The following is a 15,643-nucleotide window of genomic DNA, read 5'->3' on the forward strand; positions in this document are numbered from 1 at the left end:
ACAACAAGAGACGCACCCTCAAACCGCTCACCCACCAACCACTCCTGCACCACACCCAGGACCTGGTTGGTCAGGGCGTGCAGGGCGGCCGGGACGTCGTCCCCGTCCGGGACGGCGCACTCGAAGACGACCGTCCCGTCGATCGGGCCTTCCTCGGGCAGGTCCTCCCAGCGCGTGACCGGCTCGGGGGTGGCTGCGGCGGGCGCCGCGCCCGGCAGCGGGTTCCAGGCGATGTGGAAGAGGGAATCCGCGCCGTCCGCGCCGCCCAGCTGCTCGGTGGAGACGGGTCGGCCGACGACCGCGCCCACCGTGGCGACGGGCGCGCCGGTGGTATCGGCCACCTGGAGCGAGAGGCTCTCCGGGGTGGGCTGGGTGATCCGCACCCTTACGGCGGTGGCGCCCGCCGCGTGGAGGGTGACGTTCTGCCACACGAAGGGCAGTACCGTTTCGTCGCCGCCGGTGCCGTTCACGAGGGCGGCGTGCATGGCGGCGTCGAGCAGGGCCGGGTGCAGCCCGAAGTCCGCGGCCTCCGCGTGGGCCTGTTCGGGCAGGGAGACCTCGGCGAACAGGGCGTCGCCGAGCCGCCAGGCCGCCGTCAGCCCCTGGAAGACCGGCCCGTAGCCGAAGCCCCGCTCGCGCAGGCCCTCGTAGGCGCCGTCCAGGGGCAGTACGTCCGCACCGGCCGGCGGCCAGGCAGACAGAGAGAAGTCGGGCGCTGCGGCGTCCGGGGCGAGGACACCGTCGGCGTGCAGCGTCCACGGCAGGTCCGGCCGCTCCTCGGCGCGCGAGTAGACGCTGACCGACCGCCGCCCGGAGGCGTCGGCTGCCCCGACGACCATCTGAACGGTCACGGCGCCGCGCTCGGGGAGGATGAGCGGGGCTTGGAGGGCGAGCTCTTCCAGAACCCCGCAACCGACCTGGTCCCCGGCGCGGATCGCGAGCTCGACGAAGCCCGTGCCGGGCAGCAGGATGGACCCGAGTACGTCGTGGTCGGCGATCCAGCCGTGCGTGCCCACCGACAGACGGCCGGTGAACGTGACGACGTCCGTGTCGGGGGACGGCAGGACGGCCCCGAGCAGCGGGTGACCGGCATCGGTCAACCCGGCCGTCGCCATGCTGCCGCCGCCGGTGCCGATCCACGAGTTCGCGAGGTACTCCTCGGTGCCGACCCAGTAGCGGGTGCGCTGGAAGGCGTACGTCGGCAGCTCCACGCGGCGCACATCGGCGGCGGGATAGAACGCGCGCCAGTCGACGGGGAGGCCGACCGTGTGGAGGCGTCCCACGGCCGAGAGGAGCGACTCGGGCTCGGGGCGGTTCTTGCGGAGGGCGGATACGAGCACGGCCTGTTCGGAGTCCACGCCCTGCTGGGCGAGACCGGTCAGGATCCCGTCCGGGCCGATCTCCAGGAAGCGCGTGACGCCCTGCGCCTCCAGCGTGCGTACGGCGTCTGCGAAGCGGACCGCCTCGCGGACCTGACCGACCCAGTACTCCGCCGACTGCCAGTCTTCCGACAGCTCACCCGTGACGGTCGAGACGACGGGGATGCGCGGCGCGGAGAACGTCAGTCGGGAAGCGACAGCACGGAACTCGTCCAGCATCGGATCCATGAGCGCCGAGTGGAAGGCGTGCGAGACGGCCAGCCGGCTGGTCTTGCGACCGGCCGCCGTGAAGTGCTCACCCAGCGCCAGTACTGCGGCCTCAACACCCGAAACCACTACCGACTGCGGCCCGTTGACTGCCGCGATCCCGACACCCTCGGACAGCAGCGGCAGCACCTCCTCCTCCGTGGCCTGCACCGCGAGCATCGCCCCACCAGCAGGCAGCGCCTGCATCAACCGACCACGCGCCACCACCAGTTCGGCCGCATCAGCCAGGGACAGCACGCCCGCGACATGAGCTGCGGCCAGCTCACCGATGGAGTGACCGGCGACAACGTCAGACTTCACACCCCACGCCTCCACCAGCCGGAACAACGCCACTTCGAGCGCGAACAGCGCGGGCTGCGTCAGAGCGGTGGCATTCAGCGCCTCCGCATCCCCACCCCACACCACCTCACGCAACGACCGCCCCAGGTGCCGGTCGACCTCCCCACACACCGCGTCGAAAGCCTCCGCGAACACCGGGAACGCCTCGTACAGCTCACGCCCCATCCGCAGCCGCTGCGCACCCTGCCCCGTGAACAAGAACGCCGTCCGGCCGCCGAGATGAGCCTGACCCGTAACCAGGGCAGGGTGCTCCTCCCCCGCCGCGAGGGCCGCCAGCGCACCGAGGCGGCTCGCCCCATCGCCCGTCACCACCGCGCGGTGGTCCATCGTGCTGCGGGCCGTCGCGAGGGTGTACCCGATGTCCTCGGGGCGGTGGGCGTCGACCACTGCCAGCAGGCGTTCCGCCTGACCCACCAGGGCGGCAGCGGACTTCGCCGACAACGCCCATGGTGTGGCACTCAGTTGTGGCGCCTCAGCGGTCGGTCGCGGCTCGTCCGTGGCTTCTTCCACGATGACGTGGGCGTTCGTCCCGCTGATACCGAAGGAGGAGATGCCCGCCCGGCGCGGCCGGCCCTCGGCCTGCCACTCCCGGGCCTCGGTCAGGAGCTCCACGTCCCCCGCCGACCAGTCGATCTGCTCCGAGCGCTCTTCCGCGTGCAGGGTGGGAGGCAGCACGCCGTGCCGCATCGCCATGACCATCTTGATGATCCCCGCGACGCCCGCCGCCGCCTGCGTGTGACCCATGTTCGACTTCACCGAGCCCAGCCACAGCGGCCGTCCCTCCGGCCGCTCCTGCCCGTACGTCGCCAGCAGCGCCTGCGCCTCGATCGGGTCTCCGAGGACCGTGCCGGTCCCGTGTGCCTCGACGGCGTCGACCTCGGCCGCCGTCAGTCCGGCGTTCGCGAGCGCCTGGCGGATCACCCGCTGCTGCGAGGGGCCGTTCGGGGCGGTCAGGCCGTTGCTGGCACCGTCCTGGTTGAGCGCCGAGCCACGGACGACGGCGAGCACCGGGTGCCCGTTGCGGCGCGCGTCGGACAGCCGCTCCAGGAGGAGCATTCCGGCGCCTTCTCCCCAGCCGGTGCCGTTGGCGTCCGCGCCGAACGACTTGCAGCGGCCGTCGGGGGCGAGTCCGCGCTGACGGCTGAACTCGACGAAGACCTCCGGGGTCGCCATGACGGCGACACCGCCGGCCAGCGCCAGTGAGCACTCCCCGGACCGCAGGGCCTGGGCCGCCATGTGCAGAGCCACCAGGGACGACGAGCACGCCGTGTCCACGGTGACGGCGGGGCCCTCCAGACCGAACACGTACGAGACGCGCCCGGAGGCGATGGCGCCGGTGCTGTTGTTGGCGGCGTAGTCGTGGTACATCATCCCGGCGTAGCAGCCGGTCATGCTGCCGCGCAGGGTCTCCGGGTCGATCCCGGCCCGCTCGAAGACCTCCCAGGCCGTCTCCAGCAGCAGGAACTGCTGCGGGTCCATGACGGCGGCCTCGTTGGGGCTGATGCCGAAGAACGCGGGGTCGAACTCGCCCGCCCGGTGCAGGAATCCGCCCTCGCGGGCGTAGCTGGTGTGCGGGCGCTCGGAGGTGGGGTCGTAGATGCGGTCGAGGTCCCAGCCGCGGTTGTCGGGGAAGCCCGAGACGGCGTCCACGCCGTCGGCCACGAGCCGCCACAGCGCCTCGGGTGTGTCCACGCCTCCGGGATAGCGGCAGGCCATGGCGACGATCACGATCGGGTCGTCGTCGGAGTGCGCGCCGGGAGTCCGGACCGCAGTGGCCGTCGTCGGCCCGGGCCGGCCTTCGGAGCCGTCGAGTTCGTCCAGCAGGTGACGGGCGAGGGCGCGGGGGTTCGGGTAGTCGAAGGCCAGGGTGGCGGGGAGGCGTACGTCGGTGGCGGCGCTGACGGCGTTGCGGAACTCGACGGCGGTGAGCGAGTCGAAGCCCAGCTCGCTGAACGCGCGGCTCTCGTCCACCGCGTGGGGCCCGGGGTAGCCGAGGGTGACCGCCACCTGTGTACGCACCAGGTCCAGCAGGACGGCGACGCGCTCGTCCCGGTCCAGCGCGGCAAGGCGCCCGCGCAGGGAGCCGGCGTCCCCGGAGGCCGTCACCGCGCCGCGGCGCGGCCGTATGCGGACCAGGCCGCGGAAGAGCGGTGGCAGCTCGTCGCCGGCGCCCGCGAGGGTCCGTACGTCGAGCCGGATCGGCAGGACGAGCGGGCTGTCGATGGTCAGGGCGCGGTCGAAGAGGTCCAGGCCGTACTCGGCGGTGAGGGCGCCGATGCCGGTGCGGCTCATGCGCTGGAGGTCGGCTTCGGTGAGGGCGCCGGACATGCCGCTCGCCCACAGGCCCCAGGCGAGGGACTGGGCGGGCAGGCCGTGGGCGCGGCGGTGGGTGGCGAGGCCGTCGAGCAGGGCGTTGGCGGCGCCGTAGTTGCCCTGGCCGGGGGCGCCGAGGACCCCGGTCGCGGAGGAGAACAGCACGAAGGCCGACAGCCCCAGGTCCCGGGTCAGCTCGTGCAGGTGCAGGGCCGCGTCCGCCTTGGCCCGCAGTACGGTGTCCAGGCTCTCCGGGGTCAGCGAGCCGATGAGGGTGTCGTCGAGTACGCCGGCGAGGTGGACCACTGCGGTGAGGGGTACGCCCGCGATGAGCGCGGCCAGCTCGTCGCGGTCCCCGGCGTCGCAGGCGGCGAGGGCGGCTTCGGCGCCGAGGGCCCGCAGTTCGGCGAGCAGTTCCTGCGCGCCGGGGGCGTCCGTGCCGCGCCGGGAGACCAGCAGGAGGTTCCGTACGCCGTGGATCTCGACCAGCCGCCGGGCCACGAGGCGGCCCAGCGCGCCGGTGGCGCCGGTCACCAGGACGGTGCCGTCGCCGAAGTCGGGCCGCACGCGCCGCTCGGGGTCGTCGGTGAGTCGGGTCAGGCGCGCTCCGTGGACGGTGGTGCCGCGCACGACGGCGTGGGGTTCGCCGGCGGCCACCGCGAGGGCCGGCTCCGCGCCCTCGTCCAGGTCTGCCAGGAGGAAGCGGCCCGGGTTCTCCGCCTGCGCCGAGCGGACCAGGCCCCAGACGGCCGCTCCGGCCAGGTCGGTGACGTCCTCGCCGGGCAGTGCGACGGCTCCCCGGGTGGCGACGACCAGGCGCGAGGCGGCGTACCGCTCGTCGGTGAGCAAGCTCTGCAGGGCGGTGAGCACCCGGCCGGTGGCGGCCCGTACCCCGTCCGTGTCGCGGGCGGGCCGGGAGTGCAGGACGACGGTCTCCGGTACGGGCGCTTCAGCGGGCAGGGTGTCCCAGTCGGCCGGGGCGGCGCCGACGGCGGGGCCGGCGGGGAGTTCGGCCCAGTCCAGGGCGAAGAGGGACTCGTGCGCGACGGTGCGGGCGGCGGCGAGCTGCCGGGCGGAGACCTCGCGCAGGACGAGGGAGTCCACGGACAGGACGGGGCGGCCGGTGTCGTCGCCCACGGACAGTGCGAGCGCGCCCGATCCGTCCGGGGTGATGCGGACGCGCAGCCGGGTGGCGCCGGAGGCATGGAGCCGTACGCCCGTCCAGACGAACGGCAGGACGGGCCCTTCGGCGCCGGCGAACAGGTCGGTGAAGACGGAGCCGTGGAGGGAGGCGTCGAGGAGGGCCGGGTGCAGTCCGAACGCTGCGGCGTCGGCGTGGGCCCGTTCGGGCAGGGCGACCTCGGCGAAGACCTCGGTCCCGGCGCTCCAGGCGGCGGTCAGGCCCCGGAAGGCCGGGCCGTAGGGAAGTCCGGCCGCGGCGAGCGCCTCGTACACCCCGTCGGTATCGACGGGTGCGGAGCCGGGTGGCGGCCAGGCGGCCAGGTCGAAGGCGGCAGCGCGGGTGGGGGCGGTGGCCGGTCCGGTCGCGAGGACGCCGGACGCGTGCAGGGTCCACGGCTGGTCGGGCTGGTCGTCCCGGCGGGAGTGGACGCTGACGGGGCGCCGTCCGGTGGCGTCCGCCGCGCCGACCTCGACCTGGAGGGCGACCGCGCCGCGCTCGGGCAGCACGAGGGGCGACTGCAGCATGAGCTCTTCGAGCGACTCGCAGCCGACCTGGTCGCCGGCCCGGACGGCCAGTTCCACGAAGCCGGTGCCGGGGAACACCACGGAGTCGCCCACGAGGTGGTCGGCGAGCCAGGGCTGTGCCGAGACGGAGACGCGGCCGGTGAGGACGACCCCGCCGGAGTCGGCCAGGGACACGACGGCGCCGAGCAGCGGGTGCCCGGCGGCGGCCAGTCCGGCGGCGGAGAGGTCGCCGAGGGCGCCCGTGCCCTCGACCCAGTAGCGGGTGCGCTGGAAGGGGTAGGTGGGCAGTTCGACGCGGCGCGCGCCGGTGCCGGCGTAGAACGCCTCCCAGTCGACGGGCGCGCCGCTGGTGTGGAGCCGGGCCACGGCGGCGATGAGGGTCTCGGGCTCGGGCCGGTTCTTGCGCAGGGCCGGGACGAGGACGGCCTGCTCGGAGTCCACGCTCTGCTGCGCGAGTCCGGTGAGGACACCGTCCGGGCCGATCTCCAGGAAACGGGCCGTTCCTTCCCGTTCCAGTGCGCCCACGGCATCGGCGAAGCGGACGGCTTCGCGGACCTGCCCCACCCAGTACTCCGGGGACTGCCACTGCGTTCCGACCCGCTCACCGGTCACGGTGGAGACGGCCGCCACCGCCGGTTTTGAGTAGGCCAACCTCGATGCCACGGCGTGGAATTCGTCCAGCATCGGGTCCATGAGGGCCGAGTGGAAGGCGTGGGAGACGGCGAGCCGGCTGGTCTTGCGGCCGGCGGCGGCGAAGTGCTCGCCGACGGCCAGCACGGCGGCCTCGGCACCGGACACGACGACCGAGTCCGGGCCGTTGACCGCCGCGACGCCCACACCGTCGGCGAGGAGCGGCAGCACTTCGCCTTCGGTGGCCTGCACCGCGAGCATCGCCCCACCAGCGGGCAGCGCCTGCATCAACCGGCCACGCGCCACGACGAGTTCGGCCGCATCGTCCAGCGACAGCACGCCCGCCACATGAGCGGCGGCCAGCTCACCGATCGAATGACCGGCAACGACATCGGGGGTCACTCCCCATGCCTCCACCAGCCGGTACAGGGAAACCTCCAGGGCGAACAGCGCGGGCTGCGCCAGCGCGGTTGCGTTCAGCGCGTCCGCGTCCTCGCCCCACACCACGTCTTTCAGCGACCGCCCCAGGTGCCGGTCGACCTCCGCACACACCGCGTCGAAGGCCTGCGTGAACACCGGGAACGCCTCGTACAGCTCACGCCCCATCCCGAGCCGCTGCGCGCCCTGTCCCGTGAACAGGAAGGCGGTCGCGCCCTTGGTCACCACGCCGGGCACGACGTTCGGGTGCTGCTGTCCCCGAGCCAGTGCCGCAAGGCCGGCGAGGGCGCCTTCGCGGTCGGCTGCGAGGACGACCGCGCGGTGGTCCAGGGCGGCGCGGGTCGTGGCGAGGGAGTAGCCGAGGTCGGCGGCGGCGTCCGGTTCCGGGAGGCCGGTGACGTGTGCGTGCACCCGTGCGGCCTGCGCGGCGAGCGCGTCGGCGCCCTGGCCGGAGAGCGGCCAGGGCAGGACGGCGGGCAGCGCTGCGGTGACGGGCGCCGGGGCGCCGGCCACTTCCCGGGGCGCTTCCGGCGCTTCGGACGGCGATTCGGCGGGGGCCTCTTCGAGGATGACGTGGGCGTTGGTCCCGCTGACGCCGAACGCGGAGACACCGGCGCGCCGCGGCTGGTCCTCGACGCGCTCCCACGCCCGGGGTTCGGCCAGCAGCCGGACCTGCCCCGCGGTCCAGTCGACGTGGGTGGAGGGCTCGTCCACGTGCAGGGTCTGCGGCAGCACCCCGTTGCGCAGGGCCATGACCATCTTGATGACGCTGCCGACACCGGCCGCTGCCTGGGCGTGCCCGATGTTGGACTTGATGGAGCCCAGCCACAGCGGCCGGTCCTCGGGGCGGTCCTGGCCGTACGTGGCGAGCAGCGCCTGTGCCTCGATGGGGTCGCCGAGGGTGGTGCCCGTGCCGTGTCCCTCGACGGCGTCGACCTGGGAGGCGGGCAGCTTCGCGTTGGCGAGCGCTTGGCGGATCACGCGCTGCTGTGCCCGCCCGTTGGGGGCGGTGAGGCCGTTGCTGGCGCCGTCCTGGTTGACCGCGCTGCCGCGGACGACGGCGAGGACCGGGTGGCCGTTGCGGCGGGCGTCGGAGAGCCGTTCGAGTACGAGCATGCCCGCGCCCTCGGACCAGCCGGTGCCGTCGGCCGCTTCGGCGAAGGCCTTGCAGCGGCCGTCGGGGGCGAGTCCGCGCTGGCGGCTGAACGCGATGAACGGCGACGGGGTGGACATGACCATGACGCCGCCGGCGAGCGCCAGCGAGCATTCGCGCTGCCGCAGCGCCTGCGCGGCGAGGTGCAGGGAGACGAGCGAGGAGGAGCACGCGGTGTCGACGGTGACGGCCGGCCCTTCGAGGCCCAGCGTGTAGGAGATGCGGCCGGAGATGACGGCGGCCGCGTTGGCGGTGGTCATGTACGCCTCGGCGACTTCGCCCGCCGCGCCGATCAGGTACTCGTAGTCCTGGATCCCGGAGCCCGCGAACACCCCGACGGGCTTGCCGCGCAGGGACGCGGGGTCGATGCCGGCCCGCTCGATGGCCTCCCAGGACACCTCCAGCAGCAGCCGCTGCTGGGGGTCCATGGTCAGCGCCTCGTTGGGGCTGATCCCGAAGAACCCGGCGTCGAAACCGGCGACGTCCTGGACGAAGCCGCCCTCGTCGACGTAGCTGCCGCCGGACCCGGACGTGTCCGCTCCCTGCCCCTCCTCGCCGCGCAGGCCGTCGAGGTCCCAGCCCCGGTCGGTGGGGAAGGTGGTGATGGCGTCGCGGCCCTCGGCCACGAGCCGCCACAGGTCGTCCGGGGTGCTGATGCCTCCCGGGTAGCGGCAGCTCATCGCCACGATGGCGATGGGTTCGTGGTCCTGGTTCTCGACCTCCTGGAGACGGCGGCGGGTCTGGTGCAGATCCGCCGTGACCCGCTTGAGGTAGTCGAGAAGCTTGGCGTCGTCATTGGACATTCTGGGTCCCACCGAGTCCTTGTTCATGCCGAGAGGTCGAGTCGATCCGGGGTCGGGTGCACCGGGGCGCGGGCGCTGTCGCGCCGGTCAGGTGAGGCCGAGTTCGTTGTCGATGAACGCGAAGATGTCGTCGGCGGAGGCCGATTCGAGCTGTTCTTCTATGCCTTGGGCGCCGGCCGTGGCATCGAGGGTCGCGGTCAGGCGGGTCAGCAGGCTCTGCAGCCGGGCGGTGATGCGGGTGGCTTCGATCTCGTCGGCGGCGAGCGCTGCGGCGGCCTGTTCGAGACGGTCCAGCTGGGCGAGCACCGGCAGTTCACCGGCGTTCTCGCCTTGGCAGAGCTCGGAGTGGAGGTGGCCGGCGAGGGCCGCCGGACTGGGGTGGTCGTAGATCATGCTGGTCGGCAGTGGGCGGCCGGTGGCCGCGACCAGGCGCCTGCGCAGGTCGACGGCCGCGACGGAGTCGAAGCCGAGGTCGGTGAAACCGCGGTCGGCGCCCACGTCGGCGGGGTCGTCGTAGCCGAGCAGGGCCGCCACGTGGCCGCGTACCAGGTCGAGCAGCGTCCGCAGCTGGTCGGGCTGGGCGAGTCCGGCCAGCCGGGCGGCCAGGTCGGTGCCTTCGCCGGCGCCCGTCGCGGGGTCCGTGCCGAGGGCGGCGACCGCCTCGGGCAGTGCGTTCAGCAGGGGCCGCGGGCGGGCCAGCGCGTAGGTGGGGGCGAAGCGCTCCCAGTCGAACTCGGCGACCACCGCGTGCGAGGCGCCGCCCGCGAGGATCCGGCGGAGCGCGCCGACGGCGTGCTCCGGGCGCATCGCGGGAGCCCCGATGCGGCGCATCACGGCGGCGAGTTCGGCGTCGACCATGCCGCCGTCCCAGGAGCCCCACGCCACGGAGGTGGCGGCGAGGCCGCGGGCGCGGCGCGAGTGGGCCAGGCCGTCGAGGTAGGCGTTGGCGCTTCCGTAGGCGGACTGCCCGGCGCTGCCCCACACGGCGGCGCCGGAGGAGAACAGTACGAACGCGTCGAGGGGGGTGTCCGTGAGGAGTTCGTCGAGGTGGCGGGCGCCGAGCACCTTGGCGGCGGCCACCTCGGCGAGGTCCGCGAGGGTGAGTTCGGCGAGCGGTGCGATGCGCTGGGGCAGTCCGGCCGCGTGGACGACGGCGGTCAGGCCGGTCAGTCCCGCCAGGAGACGGCCTACGGCGTCACGGTCGGCGATGTCACAGGCCTCGATGGAGACGCGTACGCCCGACTGCCGCAGTTCCTGCGCGAGTTCGGCGGCTCCGGGGGCGTGCGGGCCGCGCCGGCCGGCGAGGACGATGTGCTCCGCGCCGTCGGCGGCCAGCATCCGGGCGACGTGCGCGCCGAGCCCGCCGGTGCCGCCGGTGACCAGGACGGTGCCGCGCGGATGCCACGGCCCGGCCGGGTCGGGCCGGGTGGGGCGCGTCATGCGGCGGGCGTACGTGCCCTCGGGGCGCAGCGCGACCTGGTCCTCGCCGGTGGCTCCGGCGAGGGTGTCGCACAGCCTCCCGGCGAGCCGTTCGGCGGCTTCGCCGTCGGGGTCCGCTCCGGCGGGGAAGTCGATGAGGCCGCCCCATGTGGCGGGGGTCTCCAGCGCGAGCGCCGCGCCCAGGCCCCAGACGGCGCTCTGGGCGGGGTGCACGGGCCGGGCGGCCGAGTCGGGCTCACCCGTGGAGACGGCGCCCCGGGTCAGGCACCACACGGGGGCGGTGCACTCCCGTGCGGCCAGTGCCTGGAGCAGGGCGACGGTGTCGGCGAGGCCGCGGGACAGCTCGGGGTGCTCGGGGTGATCGGTGTCGTCCTGGGCGAGCAGGCTCAGCACCCCGGCCGGCGCGGCGGGCAGCTCCCGGGGCAGTACGGGGCCGCCCGCGCCGGTCGCGTGCAGGACGGGCCGCGCTCCGCGGCCGGTCAGCGCGTCGGCGAGGACGGCGGCGAGGGGGTCCTGGCCGGGGGCGTGGACGACGAGCCAGTCACCGTCGAGCGCGGCGGCCCGCGCCGGGTCGGGGACGGGGGCCCAGCTGACGCGGTAGCGCAGCGCGTCCACGGCGGACGCTTCGCGGCGGCCGGCCCGCCAGGTGGTGAGGGCGGGCAGGACGGGGGCCACGGCTTCGGCGTCGAGGCCGAGCCGCTCGGCGAGTTCCGCCGTGTCGGCGCGTTCGACGGCCTCCCAGAACCCGGCTTCCGCCGGGTCGGCGGCGGCCGGGGCGGTGGCCGTGGTCCGGTCGGGGCGCGCCCAGTAGTTCTTGCGCTGGAAGGCGTACGTGGGCAGGTCCACGCGCCGGAGGCCGGGCCCGGCCGTCGTCGCGGCCTCGAAGTAGGCCGTCCAGTCGACGTGGACCCCCTGGGCGTGGACGACGGCGACTGCTTCGGCGAGCGCACGCTCCTCGCTCCGGCCGCGCCGCAGGGCGGCCGTGAACACCGGCCGGCGGGCGTCACCGGCGTCGCCGGCCACGTCGCCGAGGCAGTCGGGGCCGAGCGGGGTGAGCGCCGCGTCGGGGCCGAGTTCGAGGAAGGTGTGGACGCCCTTGGCCGCCAACTGCCGTACCGCGTCGCCGAAGCGGACGGTCTGGCGCACGTGGCGCACCCAGTGGTCGGGGTGGGCGGCTTCGTCGGCGCCGAGGAGTTCCCCGGTCACGGTGGAGACGATCGGGATGCGCGGGGTTCCGTAGCTGATGCTCTCGGCGACGGCGCGGAACGCGTCGAGCATCGGCTCCATCAGCGGCGAGTGGAAGGCGTGCGAGACGGCGAGCCGCTTGGTCTTGCGGCCCAGGGTGCGGAAGTGCTCGGCGAGCGCGGTGACCGCTTCCTCTGCACCGGAGACGACCACGGCGCGGGGGCCGTTGAGGGCGGCGATGCCCACGTCGGCGGTGAGCAGCGGTTCCACTTCCTCCTCGGACGCTTCGACCGCGGCCATCGCGCCGCCTCCCGGCAGGGCCTGCATCAGGCGGCCCCGGGCGGCGACGAGCCGGGCGGCGTCGGTGAGGGTGAGGATGCCACTGACGTGCGCCGCGGCCAGCTCGCCCACGGAGTGCCCGGCGAGGAAATCGGGCCGGATGCCCCAGGACTCGACGAGCCGGTACAGGGCCACCTCGCACGCGAACAGCGCGGGCTGCGCCAGGCCGGTGGCGTCGAGCGACGCACTGTCCTCGCCCCACATCGCCTCGCGCAGCGGGGTGTCGAGGTGGGCCTCGAGGGCGGCCACCGCCTCGTCGAAGGCGCGGGCGAACACCGGTTGGACGGAGTGGAGTTCGCGGCCCATGCCGAGCCGCTGCGCGCCCTGGCCGGTGAAGAGGACGGCGGTCAGCGCGTCGGGGCGGGCGGCGCCGGTGACCGTGCCGGGGGCCGGCAGCGTCGGCTCGGCGGCGAGGGCGCGCAGGGCGCGGGTCAGCTCGGCGCGGCTGTCGGCGACGACCACGGCACGGTGCTCAAGGGCGGCGCGGGTGGTGGCCAGGGACCAGGCCGTGTCGCAGAGGGCGTGGTCCGCGTGGGCGTCCACGTGATCGGCGAGGCGGGCCGCCTGGGCGGCGAGCGCCTCGGGGCGGCGGGCCGAGACGAGGACGGGGACCGGAACGGGCCGGGGGGCACGGGGCCGCAGGTCACCGGCCTCGGGGACCGCGGTCTCGTCGGCCGGGGTGGCGCCTGCACGGGTCTGCCCCGCCGGGTTGCCGTCCGCCCGCGTCTCCTCCGCCGGGGTGCCGTCGGCGGCCCCGGCTTCCAGCGTCGGGGTGCCGTCGGCGGCCCCGGCTTCCAGCGTCGGGGTGCCGTCGGCCCCGGCTTCCAGCGTCGGGGCCTCCTCCTTCGGGGCCTCCTCCACGATCACGTGCACGTTCGTGCCGCTCAGCCCGAACGACGACACGCCCGCGCGCTTGGGGTGATCCCGCTCCGGCCAGGCGATCGGCTCGGTCAGCAGCCGTACACTGCCCGCGCTCCAGTCGACGTTCGGGCTGGGCTCGTCCACGTGCAGGGTGCGCGGCAGCACACCGTGGCGCATCGCCAGCACCATCTTGATGACTCCGCCGATCCCGGCGGCCGCCTGCGCGTGCCCGATGTTCGACTTGAACGAACCGAGCCACAGCGGCTGGTCGGCTGGCCGCTCGCGCCCGTACGCGGCGATGAGTGCCTGCGCCTCGATGGGGTCCCCGAGGGTGGTTCCGGTGCCGTGCGCCTCCACGGCGTCCACGTCGGCGGGGGTCAGCCGCCCGGAGGCGAGGGCCTGGAGGATGACCCGCTGCTGCGACGGGCCGTTGGGTGCGGTCAGGCCGTTGGAGGCACCGTCGGAGTTCATCGCCGAGCCGCGGATGACGGCGAGCACGGGGTGGCCGTGGCGCCGTGCGTCGGAGAGCCGCTCGACGAGGACCATACCCGCGCCTTCGGACCAGGTGGTGCCGTCCGCGGCCGCGGCGAAGGACTTGCACCGGCCGTCCGGGGCCAGCCCGCGGTCCTGGCTGAAACCGACGAACGAGTCCGGGCTGGCCATGACGGTGACCCCGCCGGCGAGCGCCATCGTGCACTCCCCCGTCCTTACGGACTGGACGGCCAGGTGGAGCGCGACGAGCGAGGACGAGCAGGCGGTGTCCACGGTCACCGCGGGCCCCTCCAGGCCGAGCGAGTACGCCACGCGCCCCGAGGCGACGCTGGCCAGCCCGCCGGTTCCGCCGCCGCCCGGGTAGTCGTGGTAGACGACACCGGCGAACACGCCGGTCCGGCTGCCCTTGAGGGAGGTGGGGTCGATGCCCGCGCGCTCGATGGCCTCCCAGGAAACCTCCAGCAGCAACCGCTGCTGCGGGTCCGTGTCGCGGGCCTCGCGCGGGCTGATCTTGAAGAAGTCGGCGTCGAACTCGCCCGCGTCGTGGAGGAAGCCGCCTTCGCGGCAGTACGTCTTTCCGGGCGTGGCCGGCTCCGGGTCGTACAGGGCGTCCATGTCCCAGCCGCGGCCGTCCGGGAAGAGCGACACGGCGTCCCGTCCGGCGTCCACCAGCTGCCACAGGTCCTCGGGTGAGGCGATACCGCCCGGGAAGCGGCATCCCATCGCGACGATGGCCACCGGCTCCTGGTTGAGCTCCTGCGCCTCGCGCAACTGGCGGCGCGTGCGCTGGAGTTCCGTGGTGGCGCGCTTGAGATAGTCCCGGAGCTTCTCGTCGTTGCTCATCGAACCTCAACCAATCTAGAGCTGATCGCTGGCTAGGAGATGCCGAATTCGCTGTCGAGCACGTCGAACAGCTCCTCGTCGGTGACCGTTTCGAGGTCGGTGCCGTCATCGGCGGGGTCGCAGCCCGTTCCCCGGGCGTCGCGCCAGCGCCGTACGACGGCTTCCAGGCGGGCCGTGATGGCGTCGGCGCGGGCGCCGATCACAGCGGTGTCCCCGTCGCCTGCGGGGAAGCCGGCGAGTACGGCTTCGATGCGCTCGAGTTCGACCAGCGCGGCGGCGGCCGGGTCGTCGCCGGCGGAGTCGGCGTCCAACCGCTCGCCCAGGAACGAGGCGGCTGCCCGCGGCGTCGGATAGTCGAAGATCAGGGTGGCCGGCAGGTCGCAACCGCTTGCCGCGGTGAGCCGCTTGCGCAGTTCGACGGCGGCCAGCGAGTCGAAGCCCATGTCCCGGAAGGCGAGGTCGGCTTCCACTGTGGCGGAGGAGTCGTAGCCGAGGACGGCCGCGACGTGCGTACGGACCAGCCCGAGCAGAACGCGGCCCCGATCGGCCGCCGGCAGCCCGTCGAGCCTGGCGTGCAGATCGGCCGCTGCGCGCCGGGACTCCTCGGCCGTCGGGACCTCGTGGGCGACGTGCGCGCCACCGCCCGTGGAGTGGGCGGCGTCGACCCAGTAGCGGCTGCGCTGGAAGGGGTAGGTCGGCAGGTCGACGCGCCGGGCGCCCGTGCCGGCGTAGAAGGCCTGCCAGTCGACGCGTACGCCGTCCACGTGCAGCTGCGCGAGCGCCGCGGCCAGGGCTTCCGGTTCGGGGCGGTTCTTGCGGAGGGCGGGTACGAGGACGGCTTCGGCCGACTCCGCCGACTGCTGGGCGAGGCCGGTCAGGATGCCGTCCGGGCCGATCTCCAGGAAGCGCGTGACGCCCTGCGCCTCCAGCGTGCGTACGGCGTCTGCGAAGCGGACCGCCTCGCGGACCTGGCCGACCCAATACTCCGGGGACTGCCAGTCCTGCGACAGCTCACCCGTGACCGTGGACACGACGGGGATGCGCGGCGCGGAGAACGTGAGCCGGGAAGCGACGGTACGGAACTCGTCCAGCATCGGGTCCATGAGCGCCGAGTGGAAGGCGTGCGAGACGGCCAGCCGGCTGGTCTTTCGACCGGCCACCGTGAAGTGCTCGCCCACGGCCAGCACCCCAGCCTCGGCACCGGACACGACGACCGAGTCCGGCCCGTTGACTGCCGCGATGCCGACACCCTCGGTCAGGAGCGGCAGCACCTCCTCCTCGGTGGCCTGCACCGCGAGCATCGCCCCACCAGCGGGCAGCGCCTGCATCAACCGGCCACGCGCCACGACGAGTTCGGCCGCATCAGCCAGGGACAGCACGCCCGCGACGTGGGCTGCGGCCAGCTCACCGATCGAATGACCGGCGACAACGTCAGGCTTCACACCCCACGCCTC

General features: G+C 74.3%; 3 protein-coding genes and 1 pseudogene. All 4 read right to left on the minus strand.

Translation table 11 applies throughout. From position 1 onward, the window contains the following. Nucleotides 1–9,029, minus strand: a 9,029-nt coding sequence (locus tag IE207_RS32590) for an SDR family NAD(P)-dependent oxidoreductase (RefSeq protein WP_229874287.1), incomplete at its 3' end; no start/stop codon positions are given. A gap of 87 nt (nt 9,030–9,116) precedes the next feature. After that, nucleotides 9,117–14,084, minus strand: coding sequence for a type I polyketide synthase (locus IE207_RS32595; RefSeq protein WP_444545005.1), 4,968 nt, complete (start codon nt 14,082–14,084; stop codon nt 9,117–9,119). Between the two features lie 57 nt (nt 14,085–14,141). Then, a pseudogene (locus tag IE207_RS34375) lies at nt 14,142–14,189 on the minus strand (polyketide synthase docking domain-containing protein); the annotation flags it as partial. 32 nt (nt 14,190–14,221) lie between these two features. Beyond that, on the minus strand, nt 14,222–15,643 hold a 1,422-nt coding region (locus IE207_RS32600), incomplete at its 5' end, for an acyltransferase domain-containing protein (RefSeq protein WP_190187945.1).

It is taken from the genome of Streptomyces cirratus (assembly GCF_014650775.1).
Classification (GTDB): Bacteria; Actinomycetota; Actinomycetes; order Streptomycetales; family Streptomycetaceae; genus Streptomyces; species Streptomyces cirratus.